Raw genomic sequence first — 22,328 nt, forward strand, 5'->3', positions numbered from 1 at the left:
CTTGATGTATACACTTCCAAAAGGTTGATAGAAGTGCTCCATATCGTTAAAATATCATGACTCAATTCCGATAGACTCTCGATTTTTTTAAAATTGGCTAAGAAGTGATATGTTTGTTGAAAAAGTGGAGGGAGAGTTTTGAGTAATTGAAAAAGATATTCACTGTTTGGAACAGCCGCCAGCTCCCCATGGAGAGGCTAGTTTTAAGTGGAGTAAAATCAATCACAAAAGGCTGTAACACAAGATGTGTACAACTCTTTGTGAATAAATTTACTTAAATTGTAGTGAATTAGCTTTACTTCATTTTATCTACTAAAGGTTGTTCAGATGATTGAGTCATGGCTATGAATCCATTAACAATTAATATGTAAATAGGATAGAGAATAACACAAATAAGAATAATGATACTGGTGACTGGGTTAGGTGATTCGATTGTCATTGAAAACGGTAAGAATATTGCAGTGATAAGCATCATGATGGAAAAGAAAGGAATCCAAGTAATGCTAGTAAAATATCTTATTCTTTTATGGTGTAGCCATTTTGTAGTTAAATGAAAAATATAGGCAGTACCTAAGAGAAGGATGATCAGAATAAGTGTATTACTAATAATGATAACCATACTGACATTTATGCCTGTCCAGCGACTGATTCTATTAACATTGCTTGAAAGTTGTACGGGGAAATAAGCGATGAGTGCATAAAATAGGCTCAGCAGATTCATTTTTTTAAATGTAGTCATGGGGGTTCTTCCTTTCTCAATTTTACAATTACACTCGACAAAACCAATGTAGTTCGGCCAAAATAAGGATAAAGCGTAATGATAAGAAGGTGTATAGGATATGATAAATAATCAAATACAACAGTTATTAGCAGATGATTCACTTATTAAAAAGCTAGTTAAATATGAACCAGTACTATGGTTGAATCAACAATATGATTCTACGATTCGTGGTCCTTTATCTAGTGTACATGTTGAAGACGCTATAAGACGTTTAGAAAGATTTGCTCCATATATTGCTAAAGCTTTTCCTGAAACAAGCAAGCAGAAGGGTATCATTGAATCTCCTCTACTCACATTGTTCAATATGAAGGAAAAACATGTAAATGTCAAAGGAGACTTACTGCTAAAGGCAGATAATGAACTTCCTATATCGGGATCTATTAAAGCTAGAGGTGGGATATATGAAGTATTAAAGCATGCAGAACACCTTGCTTTATCTGAAGGGATTCTTAACCTTACTGATGATTATAGCAAATTATTTAATCAGCAGGCATTTTTTTCACAGTATAGTATAGCTGTTGGTTCTACAGGTAATCTTGGTTTAAGTATCGGTATAATGGGTGCAAAACTTGGATTTCGCGTATATGTACATATGTCGAGTGAGGCAAAGAAGTGGAAGAAGGAATTATTGAAGCAAAAAGGTGTACAGGTCATCGAGCATACTTCAGATTTTAGCGCGGCGGTAGCTGAAGGTAGAAGACAAGCAGAGAGCGATCGGACTATGTATTTTATAGATGATGAGCATTCTGAACACCTTTTTCTTGGGTATGCAGTTGCTGCCTTTCGTCTAAAGAAACAGCTAGAAGAAAAGCAAATTAGCATCTCTCAAGAGTATCCATTATTTGTCTACTTACCTTGTGGGGTAGGAGGGGGACCAGGGGGCATTACCTTTGGTTTAAAACAAGTTTTTGGTGAGCATGTACATTGTTTCTTTGCTGAACCGACACACGCACCGGCCATGTTATTAGGTTTGCGAACAGGCCTGCATGAGAAGATTTCGGTACAGGATATTGGAATAGAGCTGAAGACAGAGGCGGATGGACTCGCTGTTGGACGCCCCTCTCAATTAGTTGGTCATATGCTAGAAAAAGCGATAAGTGGTGTATATACTGTTTCGGACCGTGAGTTGTATGAAATGATGCATTTTCTGAAAAACGAGGAGGGTATTTTCTTGGAGCCTTCAGCTTTAGCAGGGTTCTTAGGTCCGAAAAAAATCCTTCAATCAATGTATTCTGAGCAGGTTGGTATCACTAATATGAGTAAGGTAACTCATCTCGTATGGGGAACAGGTGGCAGTATGGTCCCTGATGAAATACAGCAACAATATTTACATTTGGCAAAAAAGGCGGGGGAATAAAGAGATGAATTTCACAAAAAAGCTATTTTATAATGATGCTTATACACAAACATTTACAACAAATATCTCTAAGGTAGGTAAAGATACAGAAGGCAGCTACGTCGTATTAGAAGAAACTGCGTTTTACCCGACCGGTGGTGGACAACCTGCTGATAAGGGATGGCTAAATGGTGTAGAGGTAATGAATGTTGAAGAAAAGGAGGGTGAGATTAGGCATTATTTGGCGCAGTTGTTAGACGAAGGGGAGAAAGTCGATGGTAAAATTAACTGGGACCGTCGCTTTGATCATATGCAGCAGCATGCTGGTCAGCATATTCTTTCAGCTGCCTTTGCTGAAACGTTTCAATATCAAACGATTAGCTTTCATTTAGGCAAAGAAATTGTTTCAATAGATTTAGACATTGAAGACGTAACGGATGAAGAACTCGAAAGGGTGGAAAATGTAGCGAATCAAATCATTCTTGAAAATAGAGAAATAGAGACAGTATGGGTAGAGAAAGAGGATCTTTATAAGTATCCACTTCGAAAAGAAACAACGGTCTCTCATCATATTCGTTTAGTGATTATTCCATCATTTGACTATAATGGATGTGGTGGTACACACCCTTCTTCAACTGGTGAAGTAAGTGCGATTAAAATTCTCGGAACAGAGAGACATAAAAAGAAAACGCGAATTTACTTTGTTTGTGGTGCAAGGGTATTGCAGCAATTGCATCAAAAAAATAAAGTTTTGAATGAAGCAACCAAGTTATTAAGTGCACCTGAGGAAGATGTAGCACAAACAATTAAAAAGCTTTTAGTGGATATGAAAAGCTTGCAAAAGCAATTAGAGGTAAATGGAGAACAACTTTTGCAATTTGAAGCACGTCAATTAATGACTACAGCAAAGACAAACGATAACTGCTTGGTTGTCGGTAAGGTTTTTCTTAATCGTTCAATCAGTGAATTGCAATGGATGGCCAAATGGATGACAGCAGAGAAAGAGAATAATCTTATTGTGTTTATTAATGAAACGGAAGACAAGCTTCAATGTATTTGTGCAAGTGGAACACAAGTAGACTTTAGCATGAAGGAAATTTGTAGCAAGTTACTCCTTGAGATAAAAGGTAAGGGTGGAGGCAACCAAACTTTCGCTCAAGGTGGCGGAGAGCGCAGTGTAGAGGGGAAAGTCCTGCTAGACAAGGCGCTTTCATATGTTATATAATCTAACATAAATAAGACAAAATTAAAAAAATATTACGAAAAATATTGAAAATTGATTGTCAAAGCTAGGACGAATGGTTTACAATTCTAAGTAAGGGTCTTATGCATTACAATGAATGTTTATGTTTTTACATAAGCACCTCTTGTAATATCCATACTGGCTAGGAGGAAGAAAAATGTTTCCGCCAAATACCCTCTATATTATTGGAGAGAGTAAAACCTCTTCTAACAATGCGATCATGCAACAATACAATGGTTTTTTCATTGCCTTTGTGGTTGAGAAAGATTCTGGGAAGATTATCGATGCTGAATGCTCTTCAACCATAGGTTTAACATCAGCTTTCATCCAATCTATTTTCGTTGGGCAAAGTTTGTTGGAGTCGGATTTCTTATTAAATGAAATCGAAACGAGATATTTTGGATCATCGCAGAAAGCCATAATGGTAGCGTATCGCAATGCACTTATTAAATATAACCAAATTAAAATGAAATAGCTGCTTTTTCTGTTTATCGCAGATAAAATCCAGCGACTAAAGGTTTATTTCACTATGCCTTGGTCGTTGGATTTTTTTGATTTCTAATGATGAAGGTATGATATTTATTTGTAAAATATTTTAAATTTTCTGAGAATCATAAGCTGGAGGGGACAAAATGAAATTATATGTGTCAGTCGATATGGAAGGAATTACAGGGCTTGCTGATTATACTCAAGTAGATTCAGCTAAAAACAACTATGAACGTGGTCGGAGAATTATGACTGATGAAGCGAACTATGTAATCACAGAGGCCTTCAATCAAGGTTGTGAAGAGGTGCTTGTGAATGATAGTCATTCGAAAATGAATAATTTAATGATTGAATATCTCCATCCAGATACAAGTTTGATTACTGGGGATGTAAAGCCCTTTTCAATGGTAGAAGGCTTAGATGAATCTTATGCTGGAGCAATTTTTGTCGGATATCATGCCCGCGCTTCCATGAAGGGCGTAATGTCGCATTCTATGTTTTTTAATGTGAGAAATATGTTTATTAACGATGTTGTTGTTGGTGAGTTGGGGTTCAATGCATATGTAGCTGGATACTATGGTGTCCCTGTCATCATGGTGGCTGGTGATGACCAAGCAGCGAAAGAAGCAGAAAGCTTAATTCCTCATATAACGACAGCGATAGTGAAAGAAACGATTACCCGTTCAGCAGTGAAGTCACTTACGCCAGCAAAAGCAGAGATTTTATTGAAAGAAAAGACAGTGCAAGCAATAGAGAATAAAGAAAGAGTTAAGCCGCTTGTGCCTCCAGATAAGCCGCTCCTTAAAATTGAGTTTGCTAATTATGGTCAAGCAGAGTGGGCAGCATTAATGCCCGGAACTCATTTGGAAGAGGGAACAACAACGGTGCAATTTCAAGCGAAAGACATCTTAGAGGCTTATCGTGCCATGCTTGTCATGACTGAATTAGCTTCGAGAACATCATATTGCTAAGGAGGTGTGTCTATGCTTAAGTACATTGGAAAACGACTCGGGGCGATGGTCATCACCTTATGGGTAATCATCACACTTACATTCTTTCTTATGCATGCTATACCAGGTTCGCCATTTAATAATGAACGTGCAACAAGTGAAGCTGTTCAAAGGAACTTAGAAGCATTCTATCATTTAGATGAACCACTATATGTCCAGTATTTTTCTTATATCCAATCTGTCGTTACCTTTGATTTTGGACCTTCGATTAAAAAGCCGGCGCAGTCGGTTAATGATATGCTCGGTCGGGGCTTTCCTGTTTCTTTTGAATTAGGGATGGTAACCCTCATAGTGGCCGTTATATCCGGGATTACCCTCGGCGTGATCGCCGCCCTTAGACATAATGGCTTTATAGATTATTTAGCTATGACTGTAGCTGTTTTAGGTATTTCCATTCCGAATTTTGTCATGGCAACCATGCTAATTCAGCAACTTGCAGTTAACCTTCCAATTTTTCCTGTAGCAACATGGTCGAGTCCAATGCATATGGTGCTACCGACTCTAGCGCTTGCGACTGGACCGATGGCAATTATTGCTAGGCTTACAAGATCCAGCATGCTAGAAGTGTTAACTCAGGACTATATTCGCACAGCGAAAGCGAAAGGTTTGAAGCCTGTAACAATCGTTTTTAGACATGCACTGCGCAATGCGCTTTTACCGGTAGTAACCGTGCTAGGTACATTAGCTGCCAGTATTCTTACAGGTACATTTGTGATTGAGAAAATATTTGCTATCCCGGGCATGGGGAAGTATTTCGTTGAGAGTATCAATACGCGTGACTATCCAGTCATTATGGGGACTACGGTGTTTTACAGCTCGATATTAATCGTCATGTTATTCCTTGTCGACATTGCTTACGGCATATTAGACCCTAGAATTAAGCTTCATAAAAAGGAGGGGAACTGATGGAGATACAAAAGCAAACGAACGATACATATACAGATATTCCAGATGATTGGTTTTCCCCGAAAGAAAAAGATGAAAGAAAAGCGGAAGCGGTAGTTAGACCAAGTCTTTCTTATTGGCAAGATGCATGGAAAAGGCTATTGAAGAATAAATTGGCTATGTCAGGGCTCGTTTTTCTTGTTCTTTTAACCATTATGTCTTTTGTAGGACCGTTGATTTCCCCTCATAATGGATCGGAACAAATGCTGGCGAATCAAAACTTAGCGCCATCTTCAGAATTTTGGTTTGGCACAGATGAACTAGGTAGAGATGTCTTTACTCGAGTGTGGGAAGGGGCCCAAGTTTCCTTATTTGTTGGTCTTGCTGCAGCACTTATTGACTTTGCCATTGGTGTTGCTTATGGAGGCATTGCCGGTTATAAGGGTGGACGCACAGATAATGTAATGATGCGGATTGTAGAGGTATTATACGGTCTTCCTTATCTTTTAGTTGTGATTTTAATAAGTGTGGTCATGGGACCAGGATTATTCACCATTATTTTTGCCCTGTCGATCACAGGCTGGGTAGGAATGGCAAGGATTGTCCGTGGGCAAGTTCTTCAGGTGAAAAACTATGAATTTGTAATGGCATCGAAAACCTTTGGTACGAAAACGGGGAGAATCATTCGTAAAAACTTACTTCCGAATACGATGGGACCGATAATCGTTCAGATGACTTTAACAGTACCATCAGCCATTTTCGCTGAAGCCTTTCTTAGTTTCTTAGGGTTAGGGATTCAACCCCCACTAGCTAGTTGGGGATCGATGGCTAATGATGCACTCACTTCCATATTAACTGGAGATTGGTGGAGACTATTCTTCCCAGCGTTATTTATTAGTTTAACGATGTTCTCATTTAATGTGTTAGGTGACGGTTTACAAGACGCATTGGATCCTAAGTTAAGGAGGTAACAATCATGGAGAAAATACTTGAAGTGGAAGATCTGCATGTAACGTTTAAGACGTATGGCGGAGAAGTAAAAGCAGTAAGAGGTGTTACCTTCGACTTAAATAAGGGAGAAACATTAGCCATTGTTGGCGAGTCGGGTTGTGGGAAAAGTGTGACCTCACAAAGTATTATGAGGCTCATCCCCTCACCACCAGGAAAGATTGCGTCTGGTGCGATTCGATTTAAAAATAAAGACCTCGTGAATATTTCTGAAAAAGAAATGAGAACTGTACGCGGGAAGGATATTTCAATGATTTTCCAAGATCCAATGACGGCATTAAACCCGACATTGACTGTAGGAAAGCAGCTCATAGAAGGCATTATACAACATGATGGTTCAACAAAAGAAAAGGCAAGAAAACGGTCACTTGATATGTTAAATCTTGTCGGTATTCCTGATGCAGATATGCGTATGAAAAACTACCCTCATGAATTTAGTGGGGGGATGAGACAAAGGCTGATGATTGCCATCGCCCTGGTGTGTGAGCCGGAAATTCTTATTGCTGATGAACCAACAACAGCTTTGGATGTAACAATCCAAGCGCAAATACTTGATTTATTTAAAGAAATACAAAAGAAGACTGATGTATCCATTATTTTGATCACACATGATTTAGGTGTGGTCGCCCAAGTAGCTGACCGCATTGCCGTTATGTACGCTGGTAAAATCGTTGAGGAAGGCACGAGGAGAGAAATTTTTTATCAGCCCCAGCATCCTTATACGAAAGGGTTGTTGCAATCTGTACCGAGACTCGATCTAATTGGCGGGGAACTGGTTCCTATTTTAGGTTCACCCCCTGATTTATTTTCACCACCAATTGGTTGTCCATTTACAGCAAGATGTGATTTTGCTATGGAAGTATGTGATAAGATCATTCCTCGTGAAAAGAAACTTTCCAATACACATAAAGTGGATTGTTGGTTGCAAGATGAAAGGGCGCAAAAATTAAAAATGATGGTCAAGTAAGCAGTCTTAATATTTATCAGCTGAAATAGCTGAAAATATAAAATTTTATAAAGATGAAGGGGGAAATATGATGAAGAAGCTATTCTCACTTGTATTATTACTAGTTTTCGCTCTTGTTCTATCTGCTTGTACAGCGAATGAGGAGGCAGGGAAGGAAACAGATGGTGAAACTGGAGGAGGAGAAGAGGCGGCAGAAAAAGTATTGTATATGAATAATGCCCAAGAACCGACCTCTTTTGACCCGCCAATCGGTTTTGATAGTGTCTCTTGGTCGGCATTGAATAACTTGATGGAAGGCTTAACAAGATTAGGAGAGGATCACCAACCAGCTCCAGCAATTGCTGAGAAATGGGATGTTTCTGAGGATGGTAAAGTTTATACATTCCATTTAAGAGACGATGCGAAATGGTCTAATGGCGATGATGTAACAGCGGGCGATTTCGTTTATGCGTGGAAAAGGCTACTAAACCCAGATACTGGTTCGGCTGCCGCGTTTTTAGGTTATTTCATTGAAGGTGGAGAAGCTTTTAATAACGGCGATGGTTCTGCAGATGATGTTCAAGTAAAGGCTGTCGATGAAAAAACATTTGAAGTAACATTAACAAGTCCACAAGCTTACTTCTTAAGCGTTATCACGAATCCGGCGTTCTTCCCGATTAATGAAAAAGTGGCTGAAGAAAACCCAGAATGGTTCGCAGAAGCTGATTCATATGTTTCAAATGGACCTTTCAAATTAACAGAATGGCAGCATGATAGCCACTTTGTAATGGAGAAAAATGAGAACTATTGGGATGCAACTAATGTGAAGTTAGACAAGGTTCACTGGGCGATGGTGGATGATGAAACAACAGAATATCAAATGTATAAAACTGGTGAACTTGATACATCAGCTGTTCCAGCGGAGTTGAGCGAAGAATTATTTGCTGATGGTTCTGCACAAATGGTCGAACAGGCGGGAGATTATTTCTACCGTTTTAATGTAACGATGGAACCATTCCAAAATGTGAATATTCGTAAGGCGTTTGTCATGGCAATCAATCAACAAGAGATTGTTGATTACGTTACAAAAAATGGTGAAGAGCCAGCATATGGATTTGTTTCCCCAGGGTTTAAAGATCCATCAGGTAAGGATTTCCGTGAAGCTAGTGGTAATCTGGTAGAAACTAATCTTGAGGAAGCGAAGGCTCTTTTAGCAAAAGGAATGGAAGAAGAAGGATATGAAACACTTCCTGAAGTCACGTTAACTTATAGCACAAGTGAGAATCACAAAAAAATGGCAGAAGCGATCCAACAAATGCTTAAAGAAAACTTAGATGTTAGTGTGAAATTGGCGAATATGGAATGGAATGTCTTTTCAGAAGAACAAACAGCTCTTAAGTTCCAATTCTCTAGAAGTTCTTTCTTAGCTGACTATGCTGATCCAATTAACTTCCTAGAAAATTTCCAAACAGGACATTCAATGAACCGTACAGGTTGGTCTAATGAAGAATATGACAAATTGATTAAAGATGCTAAGAACGAAGCAAACGAAGAAAAGCGTTTTGAAATGATGTATGAAGCCGAGAAAATCCTTTTTGAAGAAATGCCGATCATGCCGATTCACTTCTACAATCAAGTGTATTTACAGAATGAAGATATAACTGGTATTGTTCGCCATCCAGTTGGCTATATCGAATTGAAGTGGGCAGATAAAAAATAATTTTATTAAGATATGAGGTTTGAATGGTGAGGTGAGCCCTTTCGAGGGTTCACTCTTCACATATAGTAAGAAATGATAGCTGAACAGCTCTTATATTTCGACAATATTTCCTGAGAAATAAATAGATTGATGTCTAGATTTGCCTAATCGCGCTTAAAAGATTGCTTGTGATGTTAGGTAGTGATGAAATAACAGAATACACATACGCATATATTGAAGTAATGACAATGAAAAGGATGTGGGGAAATGATCATCAAACCGGCTAGATTACGCATGGGGGATACAGTCGGGGTAATCGCACCTGCAAGCCCACCAAATCAAGAAAACTTAAAACGTTCATTTGCTTTTTTGGAGAAAGAATTAGGATTGAAAATAAAGCTCGGCCAGTCTCTCTTTGAACAATACGGTTATTTAGCTGGGCCGAATGAGAATAGATTAAAAGATTTACATATGATGTTTGCTGATAAGGAAGTCAAAGCCATTATCTGTGCAGGAGGTGGCTATGGAACAGCTAGAATTGCTGATGATATTGATTATAAAATGATTGCTGAAAATCCAAAGGTTTTTTGGGGCTATAGTGATATTACTTTTCTACATACAGCTATTCGACAACAGACGGGGTTAGTTACTTTTCATGGACCGATGCTAGCTTCAGATATCGGCTCAGTGCAAGAGGATCAAACGTTATCGAAGACTTTTATGAAGCAAATAATGGAACCAGAAGGTAGGGTATATCCTAAAACATTAGGGAATCTTGAGACAATTGTTTCAGGAGTAGCAGAAGGTGACATTGTCGGAGGTAATCTGTGTTTGCTCACTAGCACAATAGGAACTGCATTTGAGATTGATACGAAGGATAAAATTATCTTAATCGAAGATGTTCATGAGGAGCCGAGATCGATTGACCGCATGTTGAATCAACTATATATGGCTGGGAAGCTCCAACAAGCAGCAGGGTTCGTCATTGGGAATTTTAAGAATTGTAAGCCTGAAAGAGAACAATCATTATCACTAGATGAAGTGTTAGATTACTATTTTAAACTTATCGGAAAGCCAGCTGTGAAAGGCTTCATGATTGGTCATTGTACACCGCATTTTTCTTTACCACTTGGTGTACCTGCAAAGCTTAATGCCGAGACACAAGATTTAACGATTGAACATGGAGTCTTATAAAGGTGGATGTCAAATATGAAAATCAAAAGAATTGAGACACATCGCGTAGCTATACCACTCATAAAGCCATTTAAAACCGCGCTGCGCACAGTAAATACAGCGGATAGTGTCATTATCAAAATAATTTGTGATAACGGAATTGTTGGTTGGGGAGAAGCGCCGCCTACAGCTGTCATTACAGGTGATACGATGGGGAGTATTGAAGCGGCTATTAACGAAGTGATGGCTCCGAATCTAATGCATACGGATTTTTCCCAATATGAACAAATGCTTTCAATAGTTCAAACGGCAATAGTTGGTAATGCAAGTGCGAAGGCAGCAATCGATATGGCTATTTATGATTGCTTATCACAATTATGTAAGCTACCACTCTATCAATTTTTAGGTGGATATACGCATGAAATAGAAACCGATTATACAGTAAGTGTAAATGGCCCCGAAGAAATGGGGGAAGATGCGGTAAACTATGTGCAACAAGGGTTTGATGTATTAAAAATCAAGGTAGGGAAAGATAGTATTGCAACTGATATCGAGCGTATTAAAGAGGTACGCCGTAGAATTGGTAATAAAATTAAGTTAAGACTAGATGCTAATCAAGGATGGGGCAAGAAGGAAGCCATTTTTGCGATACGAAAATTGGAAGATTTAGATTTAGGCATTGAGTTAGTTGAGCAGCCAGTGAAAGCTTGGGATATCGACGGCCTAAAACAAGTAACGGATCATGTTGATACATTAATCATGGCCGATGAAAGTATTTTTACACCGAAGCAGGCGTTGGAAGTCGTTAAAAACCGTAGCGCAGATCTCATTAATATTAAGCTGATGAAGGCTGGTGGGATTTATCAGGCCCAGATGATCAATCAATTGGCAGAAGCAAGCGGAATAGAATGTATGGTTGGTAGCATGATCGAAACGAAAGTAGGTATTACTGCTGCCGCTCATTTTGCTGCAAGTAAAAGAAATATTACGCGATTTGACTTTGATGCTCCTTTAATGATGGCGAAAGATATCGTTGATGGTGGTATTCAATATAGAAGCAAAAAGATCACATTTCCGAACGAATCGGGGTTAGGCATAATAGATGTAGATATTAAAGGAGGGGTTTCTCTTGGTAAATAAATGGATTACGAATGTCCCTGTTGCTACGTTATGGACGTCTGCCCAATCTCCTAGAGCAATAGATGAGCAAGGCATCAAGCAAAATCCTGACCTTAATGCTTGGATTGCATCACTAGATTATGAGAAAGCTTTAGAACTATGTAATGCCAATCTCGTACAATCACAACTTTTATATGGTGAAGAAGTCGTCGTGATAGAAGAGACAAATGAATGGTTTCATGTGGTTGTACCTACTCAACCTTCTTCCAAAAATAGTGTTGGTTACCCTGGTTGGGTACCGAAATGTCAAATGACGGCTTGTGAAAGCTGGGATGTCATGCAAGGACCGATTGCTGTGGTCACTGCGAAAAAAGCCAATTTAACTAAAACAAATGAAATCCTCACTCTAAGTTACTTAACGGTCTTACCATTAATTTCAGAAAAAGGTGAGTTGGTTACTGTACAAACACCTGACGGAGAAGGTGCTTTACAGCGGAGTGACGTTGAGATTTTTTCATCTAGATCCGATTGGTCGGTGAAAGATGGTGAGAAAGTGGTTGAATCAGCTGAACAATTTCTTGATTTACCATATTTTTGGGGTGGGATGAGTAGCTACGGTTATGATTGCTCTGGATTAAGTTATACTGCGTGTAAAGCGAATGGTGTCATCATACCAAGAGATGCACATGATCAGTCTGTTGAAGGAGAAGAAGTTTCACTTGATTCCCTACAACGAGGGGATCTTTTATTCTTCGCTTATGAAGAAGGTAAAGGAGCGCTGCATCATGTCGGTATTTATTATGGGGATGGTAAATTACTGCATTCACCAAAGACGGGAAAGAATGTTGAGATAATCCCACTCGCTGGGACGGTATACGAGAAAGAACTAATGGCAGCAAGGCGTTTCTGGAAAAAAGGGGAAGATTCACATGCAAGCTGAAACGATTTTATCAGTCCAACAATTAAAGAAGCATTTTCATTTAGGGAAAGACCGCGTTTTAAAAGCTGTTGATGGGGTTTCTTTTGACATTAAAAAAGGAGAAACTTTTGGGATTGTAGGCGAGTCAGGTTGCGGTAAATCGACTGCAGGCAGAACAATCATTGGCTTATATGATCGTACGGCTGGAGATGTTTTATATGATGGTAAAAATATTCATGAAATGAATGAAAAAGAAAAATTTCAATTCCATCGCAAAATGCAAATGATTTTCCAAGATCCATATGCTTCATTAAATCCTCGCTCAACTGTACAAGAGATTATTTCTGAACCGATGGAAGTCCAAGGACTTTATCAAAATAAAAAAGAACGTCTAGAACGGGTATATCAATTACTGGAGGATGTCGGGTTAAATCGGGATCATGCAAACCGCTACCCTCATGAATTTAGCGGGGGGCAAAGACAAAGGATTGGTATTGCTAGAGCACTCTCGTTGGATCCAGAATTTATTATTGCTGATGAACCTATCTCTGCATTAGATGTATCTGTTCAAGCGCAAGTTGTGAATCTATTAAAAGATTTACAAAAGAAAAAAGGCTTAACCTACCTTTTTATCGCCCATGATTTGTCCATGGTTAAGCATATTAGTGACCGAATAGGCGTTATGTATTTAGGACATTTAGTAGAGTTAACTTCAAGTGAAAACCTTTATCAGAAACCCTTACACCCATATACACAAGCACTACTATCAGCAATCCCCATACCTGATCCTGATGTAGAAGATAGACGGGAACGAATTATTTTAAAAGGAGAGTTGCCAAGTCCAGTCAATCCACCAAGTGGCTGTGTGTTTCGGACGAGGTGTCCACATGCTATGGAAGTGTGCGCGACACAAGCTCCTGTTTGGCAAGAGGTTGATGATAAACATTTTGTTGCTTGCCACTTATATAATGAAGACCTGCAAGACGGTAAGAATGGTAAGCAAGCAGCTGCATCGAGGGAATCATGAGTAAATTGGAGGTAATGAAACAAGCTGTTAATGAGTTGTTGCAGCAACATTGTCTAGATGCAGCTGTACATATAGAAACCGACGAAGGTATTTTATCAGTCAATTCCCATCAAGTGTTTTCGTCAGCAAGCCTAATAAAAGTGCCCATTTTATTAACAGCATTACGTGAAGTGGAAAAAGGTCGTTTACACTTAGAAGAAGAAGTAAAGGGTGGTCTTTCTGTTGGAGGGGCAGGGGTTTTATCAGCTCTATCTCCCAATCCTTCCTTTACATGGAAAGATATCCTTACATTAATGATGATTGTCTCTGATAATAGTGCAACAAATTGGATCATTGATCGCTTGGAGATGGATACAATCAATCGTTTGATTAAAAGCTTAAATTTAGAACAAACATGTTTAAACAGAAAAATGATGGACTTTCAAGCGATTGAAAGAGGAGTGAATAATCTAACAAATGCTTACGATATGGTGCAATTGCTAAGAGTAATGAAAGACAAAGGGCGATGGATAAAAGATAGCTACATGCTCATGGAGAGTATAATGGCGAAACAACAATTCACATTATTAACGGCAGAATTAGAGGAAGAGAGCCATCCAAATATTAGTTACGGAAGTAAAAGTGGCTCGCTACAAGGTGTTCAACATGATTGTGCTTACTTCTGTCATGAAAGTAAGTATGTTCTTGCCGCTGTTTTAACAGCTAATTTACCTAATCAAATGATTGGTAAACAACTTATTAGTGAAATAGGAATGGCGATTAAGAGGTATATAATATAGTTGTTATAGCAAATTAGGCTCTGAATAACCATTGTGTTCAGAGCTTTTTTTGTTTAAGTCGGCGATATCAGTATTGCTGTACGATTTGAGGATGGGAGCAGGCAATTACTGCATTCTTCGCATATAGAAACGTGAAGAAATGTGAGTCGATGACAAGGATACGGTAAAACCGTCTTTGCTGAGAAATAGCCAATTCGGATTTGCAAAAGCGGTTGAATTAGCTCCGAAATGAAAGTGAGGAATCAGGTCAAGCATGAAGAGAAAATCGAAAGTCTACCTCTAAAGTATAAGAATCCCCTGAGTCAAAGTGCACACTTCCCCATGCCCCATAAGACCGGAGCCTTTACCGCAATCAATCCATCTTTTGTAAAACATAATGGTACTAAAGATGCCAACAAGTAACTTTGATGGCACAAAATATATTCTCCTTTTTAGATTGAAATTGTCTAACTTTTCTTTCTATCTAGAGGAATTCGCTGTTGTTTTAGGGTTTTTTATACTATATAATGATAAATGGACTTAGATTGATAATCATTTTCAGTTGTCATGATGAGAATAAACAGATAATGAGGTTTACATATGAGAATATGGATGTTAATCTGTGCAGCTATAGTCCTGTCATTTATATCACTATTTATCGGTGCGATTGATATTAAACCAATGGATTTGCTAGATTGGGAGTCTGATGAAACACAAATTTTCCTGATTAGTCGTGTACCTAGATTAATAGCGATTATTTTAGCTGGTGCAGGAATGAGTATTGCTGGTTTGATTATGCAAAGTTTGAGCAGGAATAAATTTGTTTCTCCGACAACCGCGGGAACGTTAGATGCTGCTAAGCTAGGTATTATGATTTCCATGCTATTTTTTACAAACGTAACGTATACCCAGCAAGTTCTTTTTAGTTTTGCCTTTGCGCTTGTCGGTACGATGGTATTTATGCAAATACTTGATCGTATCAAATTTAAAGATGTTATATTTGTTCCTCTTATTGGAATAATGTACGGGAATATTTTGTCTTCTATTACCACTTTCTTTGCGTATGAAGCTGATATCCTGCAAAATATATCTTCATGGTTAATGGGGAGTTTTACTTTAGTAATCTCGGGCCGATATGAACTTTTATATGTAAGTATCCCAGTATTCATTTTGGCTTATTTATATGCTAATAAATTTACCGTTGCAGGTATGGGAGAAGAATTTGCGAAAAATTTAGGATTGAGCTATAAGTGGGTTTTAAATATTGGTCTCATCCTTGTTGCTATCATTGCTACGACTGTTGTACTAACCGTCGGTGTCATTCCGTTCTTAGGCTTAATTGTACCTAATATCGTGTCTCTGTATATGGGAGATAATCTCCGAAAAACGATTCCACATACGGCTCTTTTAGGCGTTGTGTTCTTATTAATTTGTGATATTATTGGGCGCATTGTGATCCACCCTTATGAGATACCGGTGAACGTAACAGTTGCGGTAATCGGTAGTGTCATCTTCTTAATTATGTTATTTAGGGGGAGAGCATATGCGAAAAAATAGTACCAAATTAATCGTTTTGGCGGTCATATCTATCGTTTGTATAGTACTGTATGGTTTTTACGATATAAAAGGTGGGTTTGATTATGCTTTCCCAAGGCGTATGATTCGTGTGGCAGCTATGGTGGTTACCGGAGTTGCGATTGCTTATTCTACAGTTGTATTCCAAACAATTACTAACAATAGAATCTTAACACCTTCTGTGATGGGGATCGATTCTATGTATGAAGTAGTTCAGACGATGATTTACTTCTTCGCGGGTTCGATGTCGATATGGGTATTAAACAAATATTTAAATTTTGGTGCAGCTATATGTGCCATGGTCATTTTTGCATTGTTGTTATACCGCTTCTTATTCAGAGCAGATAAACACCCGATTTACTTACTTTTATTAATTGGGATGATTATTGGTACGCTGCTTGGCAGCTTGGTGACATTCTTACAAGTAATGATCGATCCCGTTGAATATTTAAGTTTACAAAGCAAGTTATTTGCAAGTTTTACAAATGTAAAAGCTGATTTACTAATGATTGCTTTTGGCATATTGTTACTTGCTTTTATATACGGATATTTCATCATGGATAAATTGGATGTTATGTCGCTTGGGCGTGAAAATGCGATTAACCTGGGGATTAACTATGATCGTATGGTTATGAATGTACTAATTCTATCATCAGTCTTGATTGCCACTTCTACTGCGTTAGTTGGGCCAATTACATTCTTTGGGCTGATTGTTGCTAACCTGTCCTATCAATTTCTCTCGTCATATAAGCACTCTACGCTCATTCTTGGTGCTAGTTTAATTAGTATCATAGCTTTAGTCGGTGGACAATTCCTAGTTGAGCATGTATTTGAATTAAAAACAACATTAAGTGTTATCATTAACTTTATTGGTGGTATTTACTTCATCTATCTATTATTAAAAGAAAGTAGGTCAGCCGGATGATTGAAATAAAAGGATTAACGAAGCGTTTTAATAAAAAGCCTGTTGTTGAAGACGTTACAGTCGCAATTGAGCCAGGGACCATTACTTCTTTTATCGGACCAAATGGTGCAGGGAAATCTACACTTCTATCGATGGTTAGTAGATTGTTAGAAGCAGATACAGGAGAGGTATTGCTTGATCAAAATGATGTAACGAAATGGAAGTCCAATGAATTTGCGAAACGCGTATCGATTTTAAAACAAGCGAATCACATTAATGTCAGGTTAACAGTGAGAGATCTTGTAGAGTTTGGAAGGTATCCATACTCTAAGGGTAGATTAAATGACGCTGATAAGAAATTTGTTGATCAGGCAATTGAATATATGAACCTTTCAGATATGGAAGATAAGTTTTTAGACGAGTTATCAGGGGGACAAAAGCAGCGAGCTTTTATTGCTATGGTTATTGCACAAGATACCGATTATGTCTTACTTGATGAACCGTTAAATAACTTGGATATGAAGCACTCCGTCCAAATTATGAAGATTCTCCGTAAATTAGTTGACGATCTTGGAAAAACCGTCGTCATTGTATTGCATGATATTAATTTTGCTTCTGTTTATTCCGATCGGATTGTCGCATTAAAAGACGGCAAAGTAGTAAAGAATGGACCGACTGAAGAGATTATTAATTCGGTCGCATTGCGAGAAATTTATGATATGGATATTCCTATTCAAGAGCAAGATGGTTGCCGTATATGTGTATATTTTAATTCGCAAATTTCTTAAAGAGATTCCTTATAGGAAGGGTTACTATCACCCCTTTTTATAAGGAATTATCATAACTTTAAATGCATATTTATTCATTTTTATGCTTCTTTTATTAAAACATCTTAATTTATGCTTCTTTTTTAGCAAACGTTAAAAATCTAAATTTGGCAAGTGTTTCGATAGGTGAAATAAACAGTCAGTAAAATAATTAATTTCCAATTATAGAATATTTTTCTAAAAAAATTCAAAATAATTATGCAAATGGTATTGACGATTTGTCTAAATCAATCTATAATGATTATTGTTATCAGTGATAATGATTATCATTGCTAATAAGAGATTATACAATAGGGAGAGGTCATACATATGAAGAAATGGAAGTTAGCTAGTCTTTTTCTAGCGCTTGTTTTAATGCTTGCTGCATGTGGTTCCAATGACGATACTGCTGAAGATGCAGGCAACTCAGAAGATAAACAAACAGAAAATAATGCAGCGGAAGGTTCTGCTTATCCAATGACTGTGTCTCCGACTGTTGCTTCAACTGAAAGTCGTGATGCCGGAACAACAGTTAACTTTGAAGATGTAGAATTTGAAAGCATGCCTGAAAAAATTGTTGTTTTTGACTACGGTTTCTTAGATACACTAGATGCACTTGGAGTTGAAGGGGTAGTTGGTTTACCTCAAGAGTCTACTTTGCCATCTCACTTAGAGGCATATGCATCTGATGAGTATACAAATGTTGGTTCTTTAAAAGGTCCTCTTTTAGAAGATATTGCTGAACTTGATCCAGACGTTATCTTTATTTCTGGTCGTCAATCAGCATTTTATGAAGAATTAAAAGAAATTGCACCAGTTGTATTTGTAGGTACTAGCGAAGATGCTTATTGGGATACATTCCAAAATTCTGTTGACGTAGCTGCAAAAATGTTTGATAAAGAAAAAGAAGCAGAAGAATATCTTGCAAAATACGATACAGCACTTGAAGAAATTAACGAGTTAGCTGGCAACTATGAAACTTCATTAGTGACTATGTATAATGAAGGAAAACTTTCTGGATTTGCTGAAAACTCTCGTTTTGGTTATATCTATGATGTTTACGGCTTCAAACCAGTTACACAAGATATCGAATCTTCATCTCACGGTTCAAACTTCGGTTTTGAAGCGATTCTAGAATTTGATCCAGAAGTATTATTTGTTATCGACCGTACAGCGGCTGTAGATGGCAATTCTAATATCGAAAAAGATCTTGAAAACGATATTATTAAGAAAACACAAGCGTACCAAAATGATCGTGTGATCTACCTTGATGGTGCTCTTTGGTACTTAAGTGGTGGCGGCTTACAATCTGAGCTTGCTAAAATCGAAGAAGTATTAGCTGAATTAAAATAATCTGCTGTTAGAGTAAGCGATTATCCTATAGAAAAAGAAGCATTCTTAAAAAGATGCTTCTTTTTTGTTTTAAGTATATCCTTTTTGATGGGATTTGCTGTTACAACGATAGCGGAAATACCAAGGATAGCAGAGCAAAAAGGTTTTGTTCGTACATTAAGAGTAGAAAGACTCTAAAAGGTCTTGTATTAAAAAATCCCTATTTTCACAGTTTGTTAAACAGTCACAACTAAAGAAAGATAGGGTGGGCAACAATTGTTGCATCACCCAAAGCTTAATTAACGAGAAATATAGTTGGTATGAACATATCAATGTAGAATGATTTCAATTTAATAGACAAATCTATGTATAGCTTAAGTGTTCATTTTATTTAACAATGGCCTCTCCCAAGCTGGTTGAGTGAAGGAAAGAAAGTCTTTGAGCCATTTCCTCGGGAGTTGTTTGAAAGTCTTCTTTTATCCAAAAGATAAATAGTCCTAAAAGGGCGTAGGTTTCATAGAAATTAATCGCTTCTATATCAAACCATACTTCTTCTTTTAATTGTAACTCACTGCGACTAATGCTAGTAATGGTTTCACAAAAATGGTTTTGTGAACCTGGTATCACTTCGCCAATCAACATTAGGGAGAAGACGAATTGATTTTTTTGTACGTATTCGAAGATGGGGACATTACGTGTTGGGTCAGATAATAAGAAGCTTTTTTTTCCTTTAAAGCTATCACGGAAATATTGAGCGAGTTGTTCTAGGTAGTCTTGAAATATATCTTCTAATAAATGAGAGCTATCTTTATAATGCGAGTAAAATGTCACACGATTACAATTGGCCACTTTAGATATTTCTGTTATTGAGATCTCTTTAAAGTCTTTTTCGGATAACAGCTTTAACATGGCACTTTTTAAATTCGTACGTGTTCGCACGACTCGACGGTCTTCTTTTACCACCATGACTACCACCTTTCATACTGTGTCTTAATAAAGAGTATAACATGAAAAATAGAGCGTTAAGCAAATATTATTTTCATACTCGAAACATTTATTTTGACAACTGATTAGAATTCTGTTAATTTACATATGTAGTATAAAAATGGTGACAATTATCCTGGTTTCATGAATAACTTTTGATAGATTAGAGGAGGAATTATACATGGCAAGATTAGAAGGAAAAGTAGCAATTATTACTGGTGCGGCTCAAGGGATGGGTGCGGCTCATGCGCGTCTATTTATTGAAGAAGGGGCAAAAGTAGTAATTACTGATTTAAACACAGAAAAAGGTGAGGCTGTTGCAAAGGAATTAGGTGAAAATGCTTTATTCGTTAAACAAAACGTAACAACCGAAAAAGACTGGGCAACAGTTGTAGCTAAAGCTGAGGAAGTATTCGGTCCTGTTAATGTGTTAGTAAATAATGCGGGTATTACAATGTCTAAGTCTTTACTTGAAACAACGGAAGAAGAATATCGTCGTATTGTAGATATTAACCAAGTATCTGTTTTCTTAGGGATGAAAGCGGTTATTCCTTCCATGCAAAAAGCAGAAGGTGGCTCGATCGTTAACATTTCATCTATGAATGGTATTGTTGCCGGGGCAGTCGGTTATACAGATACGAAATTCGCTGTTCGTGGGATTACAAAAGCCGCAGCAATGGAATGCTCTCACTATGGCATTCGTGTAAACTCTGTACATCCTGGAGTAATTGAAACACCAATGATTATTCAAGAGGATACGAAAGCACAAGTAGAAGAATTCTCTAAACATATTCCACTTAAACGCATGGCAAAACCTGAAGAGGTTTCTAACCTAGTATTATATTTAGCATCAGATGAATCAAGCTATTCAACAGGTTCTGAATTCATCGTTGATGGTGGATTAACTGCAATGTAATCAATATAGAAAAAAAGCGGGGTCTCATATTGACCTCGCTTTTTATTTTACGAACGCAAAGAGCGTCTATATTTATACTGATTGTACTGAAAGTGAATAAAACAGCCAATACAAAAGCCACAAAGAGCAATGGTTGCTGCTAATCCGACAATAATGGCGAAAGAGTAAGATAGTATTGTCCACCCAATGATAGAGCTAATGAATGCAATACTTAAACATACTACAGCAATTAACTGATTAAATTGTTGTTGCGCTTTATCTTCAGGTATATAAGAGGATAAAGGTTTTTTGAGAAACTTTTTAGCTATCACCATCACTGGATTATTCCCTGTTAGTAAGCCAATCAATCCAGCAAGTAAGGGAATAAGTAAAATGAAGAATTGCCCAGTTATCAGTGTCGCAATTACACTTAGGACGATAACCCATTGATTCGTTTTAACGAGAGGACGCGGAATAGAAGCGATTTGTTGGTTGTTCATTTTAAAAACCAACCTTTCCAATGTGTTTGGTTCATTATATCATGAAATTTAGTTGATTATACCTATTTTCGCTTCGTTAACACGACTACTCTTCTTTATCATTCTCGACAATAAACTTTAATTTAGTGAGTTTGTTATTCCAGAATTGTTCATAATAATGCAGCCACTGGCTTACTTCTGTTAAAGGTTCTGGATTAATATGATAGATGTTTTCTCTGCCTTTCCTGTGGCTCTTCACTAAGTTGGCATCAGAGAGAATATGCAGATGTTTGACTACCGCCGTGCGACTGATTGGAAAATAAGCACTGATTGCAGCGATAGATAGTTCTTCTTTTGAAAGTAGCTGGAGAACATGTCTTCTAGTAGGGTCAGCAATTGCCTGAAAAACGTCGTGCTTAATTGCTGTCATGATTGCTCTATTGCCATCATTAAACGTTTTTGCACGATGGCTTCCCATCCATTATTCATACGTTCACGAATAATTTCGCTTTTTTCATTTGGTTTAGTAAGAATTGTATTCGCTTCTTTCCAACCACTATGAATGAGTGTGAATTTTGTTCTATTGTCTACTTCTTCTAATAAAAAGGTGACAACCCATCCGTCAGTATCCCAAGAGAAAGATAATTTATTTGGCTCATCGATTTCTAGTACTTGGCAAGGAGAAGGGCCAAACGGAGACTGTATTTCAAATGTGAATCCCTCTGTTGCTTGAAAGTTATTAGGCATAAACCATTCTGCGATTCCCTCACTAGTTGCAACATGTTGCCATACTTTATTTATTGGTGCATTTAAAATGATAGATTGTTGAATATCCTTTATTGTATTCATTTCATATCCCCCTTAGTTATATGACACCTTATGGTTCTATAATTTTGATAATATAACACCAAAAGGTTTTATGTCAATTGATAATCAAATTGAATGGTAAGTCTTAGATTATTT

The 22,328-nt window shown here is 37.6% G+C and carries 23 protein-coding genes; 18 read left to right on the plus strand and 5 right to left on the minus strand.

All coding sequences use genetic code 11. The features are described from left to right. Positions 1 to 295 precede the first annotated feature (295 nt). A complete protein-coding gene (locus tag MHI57_RS17400) occupies positions 296 to 739 on the minus strand; it encodes a hypothetical protein (protein ID WP_095370879.1) in 444 nt (147 codons plus the stop codon). Positions 740 to 839: 100 nt separating this feature from the next. Between MHI57_RS17400 and MHI57_RS17405 the strand changes: the two genes are divergently transcribed. The 17 genes from MHI57_RS17405 (at position 840) to MHI57_RS17485 (ending at position 19,028) form a co-directional block, all read left to right on the plus strand. Next, the gene (locus tag MHI57_RS17405; protein WP_340977493.1) at positions 840 to 2,138 is read left to right on the plus strand and encodes a D-serine ammonia-lyase; all 1,299 of its coding nucleotides are present in this window, start codon (positions 840 to 842) and stop codon (positions 2,136 to 2,138) included. 4 nt (positions 2,139 to 2,142) lie between these two features. Further along, a complete protein-coding gene (locus MHI57_RS17410; protein WP_340977494.1) occupies positions 2,143 to 3,342 on the plus strand; it encodes an alanyl-tRNA editing protein in 1,200 nt (399 codons plus the stop codon). A gap of 175 nt (positions 3,343 to 3,517) precedes the next feature. Next, a complete protein-coding gene (locus tag MHI57_RS17415; RefSeq protein WP_095370876.1) occupies positions 3,518 to 3,835 on the plus strand; it encodes a DUF3870 domain-containing protein in 318 nt (105 codons plus the stop codon). A gap of 157 nt (positions 3,836 to 3,992) precedes the next feature. Continuing rightward, on the plus strand, positions 3,993 to 4,817 hold the full coding sequence (locus MHI57_RS17420) for a M55 family metallopeptidase (protein ID WP_340977495.1): 825 nt from the start codon (positions 3,993 to 3,995) through the stop codon (positions 4,815 to 4,817). A gap of 12 nt (positions 4,818 to 4,829) precedes the next feature. Then, positions 4,830 to 5,762 (plus strand): ABC transporter permease, encoded by a 933-nt coding sequence (locus MHI57_RS17425; RefSeq protein ID WP_095370874.1) that lies wholly within the window; start codon positions 4,830 to 4,832, stop codon positions 5,760 to 5,762. Beyond that, positions 5,762 to 6,712 (plus strand): ABC transporter permease, encoded by a 951-nt coding sequence (locus MHI57_RS17430; protein WP_095370873.1) that lies wholly within the window; start codon positions 5,762 to 5,764, stop codon positions 6,710 to 6,712. Before MHI57_RS17425 ends, MHI57_RS17430 begins: the two co-directional genes overlap by 1 nt. A 5-nt stretch (positions 6,713 to 6,717) precedes the next feature. After that, on the plus strand, positions 6,718 to 7,716 hold the full coding sequence (locus MHI57_RS17435; RefSeq protein WP_340977499.1) for an ABC transporter ATP-binding protein: 999 nt from the start codon (positions 6,718 to 6,720) through the stop codon (positions 7,714 to 7,716). 70 nt (positions 7,717 to 7,786) lie between these two features. After that, positions 7,787 to 9,415 (plus strand): peptide ABC transporter substrate-binding protein, encoded by a 1,629-nt coding sequence (locus MHI57_RS17440; protein ID WP_340977501.1) that lies wholly within the window; start codon positions 7,787 to 7,789, stop codon positions 9,413 to 9,415. Positions 9,416 to 9,661: 246 nt separating this feature from the next. Beyond that, on the plus strand, positions 9,662 to 10,588 hold the full coding sequence (locus MHI57_RS17445) for a S66 peptidase family protein (protein WP_328198959.1): 927 nt from the start codon (positions 9,662 to 9,664) through the stop codon (positions 10,586 to 10,588). 15 nt (positions 10,589 to 10,603) lie between these two features. Then, positions 10,604 to 11,707, plus strand: coding sequence for a dipeptide epimerase (locus MHI57_RS17450; protein ID WP_095370869.1), 1,104 nt, complete (start codon positions 10,604 to 10,606; stop codon positions 11,705 to 11,707). Further along, a complete protein-coding gene (locus MHI57_RS17455; RefSeq protein ID WP_340977505.1) occupies positions 11,697 to 12,626 on the plus strand; it encodes a C40 family peptidase in 930 nt (309 codons plus the stop codon). The genes MHI57_RS17450 and MHI57_RS17455 overlap by 11 nt, the downstream gene beginning before the upstream one ends. Further along, on the plus strand, positions 12,616 to 13,632 hold the full coding sequence (locus MHI57_RS17460; RefSeq protein WP_251162953.1) for an ABC transporter ATP-binding protein: 1,017 nt from the start codon (positions 12,616 to 12,618) through the stop codon (positions 13,630 to 13,632). The genes MHI57_RS17455 and MHI57_RS17460 overlap by 11 nt, the downstream gene beginning before the upstream one ends. Continuing rightward, positions 13,629 to 14,411 carry a serine hydrolase gene (locus MHI57_RS17465; protein ID WP_340977510.1) on the plus strand — a complete coding sequence of 261 codons (783 nt, stop codon included), beginning with the start codon at positions 13,629 to 13,631 and terminating at the stop codon, positions 14,409 to 14,411. The genes MHI57_RS17460 and MHI57_RS17465 overlap by 4 nt, the downstream gene beginning before the upstream one ends. Positions 14,412 to 14,990: 579 nt before the next feature. Further along, entirely contained in the window at positions 14,991 to 15,947 is a 957-nt protein-coding gene (locus MHI57_RS17470; protein WP_095370865.1) for an ABC transporter permease, read from the plus strand. Next, complete coding sequence (locus MHI57_RS17475; protein WP_224938162.1) at positions 15,934 to 16,890, plus strand: iron chelate uptake ABC transporter family permease subunit; 957 nt, start codon at positions 15,934 to 15,936, stop codon at positions 16,888 to 16,890. Before MHI57_RS17470 ends, MHI57_RS17475 begins: the two co-directional genes overlap by 14 nt. After that, positions 16,887 to 17,657, plus strand: coding sequence for an iron ABC transporter ATP-binding protein (locus MHI57_RS17480; RefSeq protein WP_095370863.1), 771 nt, complete (start codon positions 16,887 to 16,889; stop codon positions 17,655 to 17,657). Before MHI57_RS17475 ends, MHI57_RS17480 begins: the two co-directional genes overlap by 4 nt. Positions 17,658 to 18,005: 348 nt before the next feature. Next, positions 18,006 to 19,028 carry a siderophore ABC transporter substrate-binding protein gene (locus tag MHI57_RS17485; protein WP_095370862.1) on the plus strand — a complete coding sequence of 341 codons (1,023 nt, stop codon included), beginning with the start codon at positions 18,006 to 18,008 and terminating at the stop codon, positions 19,026 to 19,028. Between the two features lie 366 nt (positions 19,029 to 19,394). Here MHI57_RS17485 and MHI57_RS17490 read toward each other — a convergent pair whose 3' ends face one another. Next, entirely contained in the window at positions 19,395 to 19,973 is a 579-nt protein-coding gene (locus tag MHI57_RS17490) for a TetR/AcrR family transcriptional regulator (RefSeq protein ID WP_095370861.1), read from the minus strand. 199 nt (positions 19,974 to 20,172) lie between these two features. Here MHI57_RS17490 and MHI57_RS17495 point away from each other — a divergent pair, with 199 nt between their 5' ends. Continuing rightward, positions 20,173 to 20,907 carry a glucose 1-dehydrogenase gene (locus MHI57_RS17495; RefSeq protein WP_095370860.1) on the plus strand — a complete coding sequence of 245 codons (735 nt, stop codon included), beginning with the start codon at positions 20,173 to 20,175 and terminating at the stop codon, positions 20,905 to 20,907. A gap of 47 nt (positions 20,908 to 20,954) precedes the next feature. Here the strand turns inward: MHI57_RS17495 and MHI57_RS17500 are convergent, their stop codons facing one another. The 3 genes from MHI57_RS17500 to MHI57_RS17510 all read right to left on the minus strand — a co-directional run bounded on the left by MHI57_RS17500 (position 20,955) and on the right by MHI57_RS17510 (position 22,214). Next, positions 20,955 to 21,386 carry a DUF4395 domain-containing protein gene (locus MHI57_RS17500; protein WP_095370859.1) on the minus strand — a complete coding sequence of 144 codons (432 nt, stop codon included), beginning with the start codon at positions 21,384 to 21,386 and terminating at the stop codon, positions 20,955 to 20,957. 85 nt (positions 21,387 to 21,471) lie between these two features. Then, positions 21,472 to 21,795, minus strand: coding sequence for an ArsR/SmtB family transcription factor (locus MHI57_RS17505; RefSeq protein WP_095370858.1), 324 nt, complete (start codon positions 21,793 to 21,795; stop codon positions 21,472 to 21,474). After that, positions 21,792 to 22,214, minus strand: coding sequence for an SRPBCC family protein (locus MHI57_RS17510; protein WP_095370857.1), 423 nt, complete (start codon positions 22,212 to 22,214; stop codon positions 21,792 to 21,794). Before MHI57_RS17510 ends, MHI57_RS17505 begins: the two co-directional genes overlap by 4 nt. Positions 22,215 to 22,328: the final 114 nt, after the last annotated feature.

It is taken from the genome of Cytobacillus sp. FSL K6-0129 (genome assembly GCF_038007625.1).
Lineage (GTDB): Bacteria > Bacillota > Bacilli > Bacillales > Cytobacillaceae > Cytobacillus > Cytobacillus kochii.

What these genes read in the sequence shown, in the direction of transcription:
- MHI57_RS17400 (WP_095370879.1), bottom strand. Translation starts at nt 739, where the DNA reads ATGACTACATTTAAAAAAATGAATCTGCTGAGCCTATTTTATGCACTC.
- MHI57_RS17405 (WP_340977493.1), top strand. Translation starts at nt 840, where the DNA reads ATGATAAATAATCAAATACAACAGTTATTAGCAGATGATTCACTTATT.
- MHI57_RS17410 (WP_340977494.1), top strand. Translation starts at nt 2,143, where the DNA reads ATGAATTTCACAAAAAAGCTATTTTATAATGATGCTTATACACAAACA.
- MHI57_RS17415 (WP_095370876.1), top strand. Translation starts at nt 3,518, where the DNA reads ATGTTTCCGCCAAATACCCTCTATATTATTGGAGAGAGTAAAACCTCT.
- MHI57_RS17420 (WP_340977495.1), top strand. Translation starts at nt 3,993, where the DNA reads ATGAAATTATATGTGTCAGTCGATATGGAAGGAATTACAGGGCTTGCT.
- MHI57_RS17425 (WP_095370874.1), top strand. Translation starts at nt 4,830, where the DNA reads ATGCTTAAGTACATTGGAAAACGACTCGGGGCGATGGTCATCACCTTA.
- MHI57_RS17430 (WP_095370873.1), top strand. Translation starts at nt 5,762, where the DNA reads ATGGAGATACAAAAGCAAACGAACGATACATATACAGATATTCCAGAT.
- MHI57_RS17435 (WP_340977499.1), top strand. Translation starts at nt 6,718, where the DNA reads ATGGAGAAAATACTTGAAGTGGAAGATCTGCATGTAACGTTTAAGACG.
- MHI57_RS17440 (WP_340977501.1), top strand. Translation starts at nt 7,787, where the DNA reads ATGAAGAAGCTATTCTCACTTGTATTATTACTAGTTTTCGCTCTTGTT.
- MHI57_RS17445 (WP_328198959.1), top strand. Translation starts at nt 9,662, where the DNA reads ATGATCATCAAACCGGCTAGATTACGCATGGGGGATACAGTCGGGGTA.
- MHI57_RS17450 (WP_095370869.1), top strand. Translation starts at nt 10,604, where the DNA reads ATGAAAATCAAAAGAATTGAGACACATCGCGTAGCTATACCACTCATA.
- MHI57_RS17460 (WP_251162953.1), top strand. Translation starts at nt 12,616, where the DNA reads ATGCAAGCTGAAACGATTTTATCAGTCCAACAATTAAAGAAGCATTTT.
- MHI57_RS17465 (WP_340977510.1), top strand. Translation starts at nt 13,629, where the DNA reads ATGAGTAAATTGGAGGTAATGAAACAAGCTGTTAATGAGTTGTTGCAG.
- MHI57_RS17470 (WP_095370865.1), top strand. Translation starts at nt 14,991, where the DNA reads ATGAGAATATGGATGTTAATCTGTGCAGCTATAGTCCTGTCATTTATA.
- MHI57_RS17475 (WP_224938162.1), top strand. Translation starts at nt 15,934, where the DNA reads ATGCGAAAAAATAGTACCAAATTAATCGTTTTGGCGGTCATATCTATC.
- MHI57_RS17480 (WP_095370863.1), top strand. Translation starts at nt 16,887, where the DNA reads ATGATTGAAATAAAAGGATTAACGAAGCGTTTTAATAAAAAGCCTGTT.
- MHI57_RS17485 (WP_095370862.1), top strand. Translation starts at nt 18,006, where the DNA reads ATGAAGAAATGGAAGTTAGCTAGTCTTTTTCTAGCGCTTGTTTTAATG.
- MHI57_RS17490 (WP_095370861.1), bottom strand. Translation starts at nt 19,973, where the DNA reads ATGGTGGTAAAAGAAGACCGTCGAGTCGTGCGAACACGTACGAATTTA.
- MHI57_RS17495 (WP_095370860.1), top strand. Translation starts at nt 20,173, where the DNA reads ATGGCAAGATTAGAAGGAAAAGTAGCAATTATTACTGGTGCGGCTCAA.
- MHI57_RS17500 (WP_095370859.1), bottom strand. Translation starts at nt 21,386, where the DNA reads ATGAACAACCAACAAATCGCTTCTATTCCGCGTCCTCTCGTTAAAACG.
- MHI57_RS17505 (WP_095370858.1), bottom strand. Translation starts at nt 21,795, where the DNA reads ATGACAGCAATTAAGCACGACGTTTTTCAGGCAATTGCTGACCCTACT.
- MHI57_RS17510 (WP_095370857.1), bottom strand. Translation starts at nt 22,214, where the DNA reads ATGAATACAATAAAGGATATTCAACAATCTATCATTTTAAATGCACCA.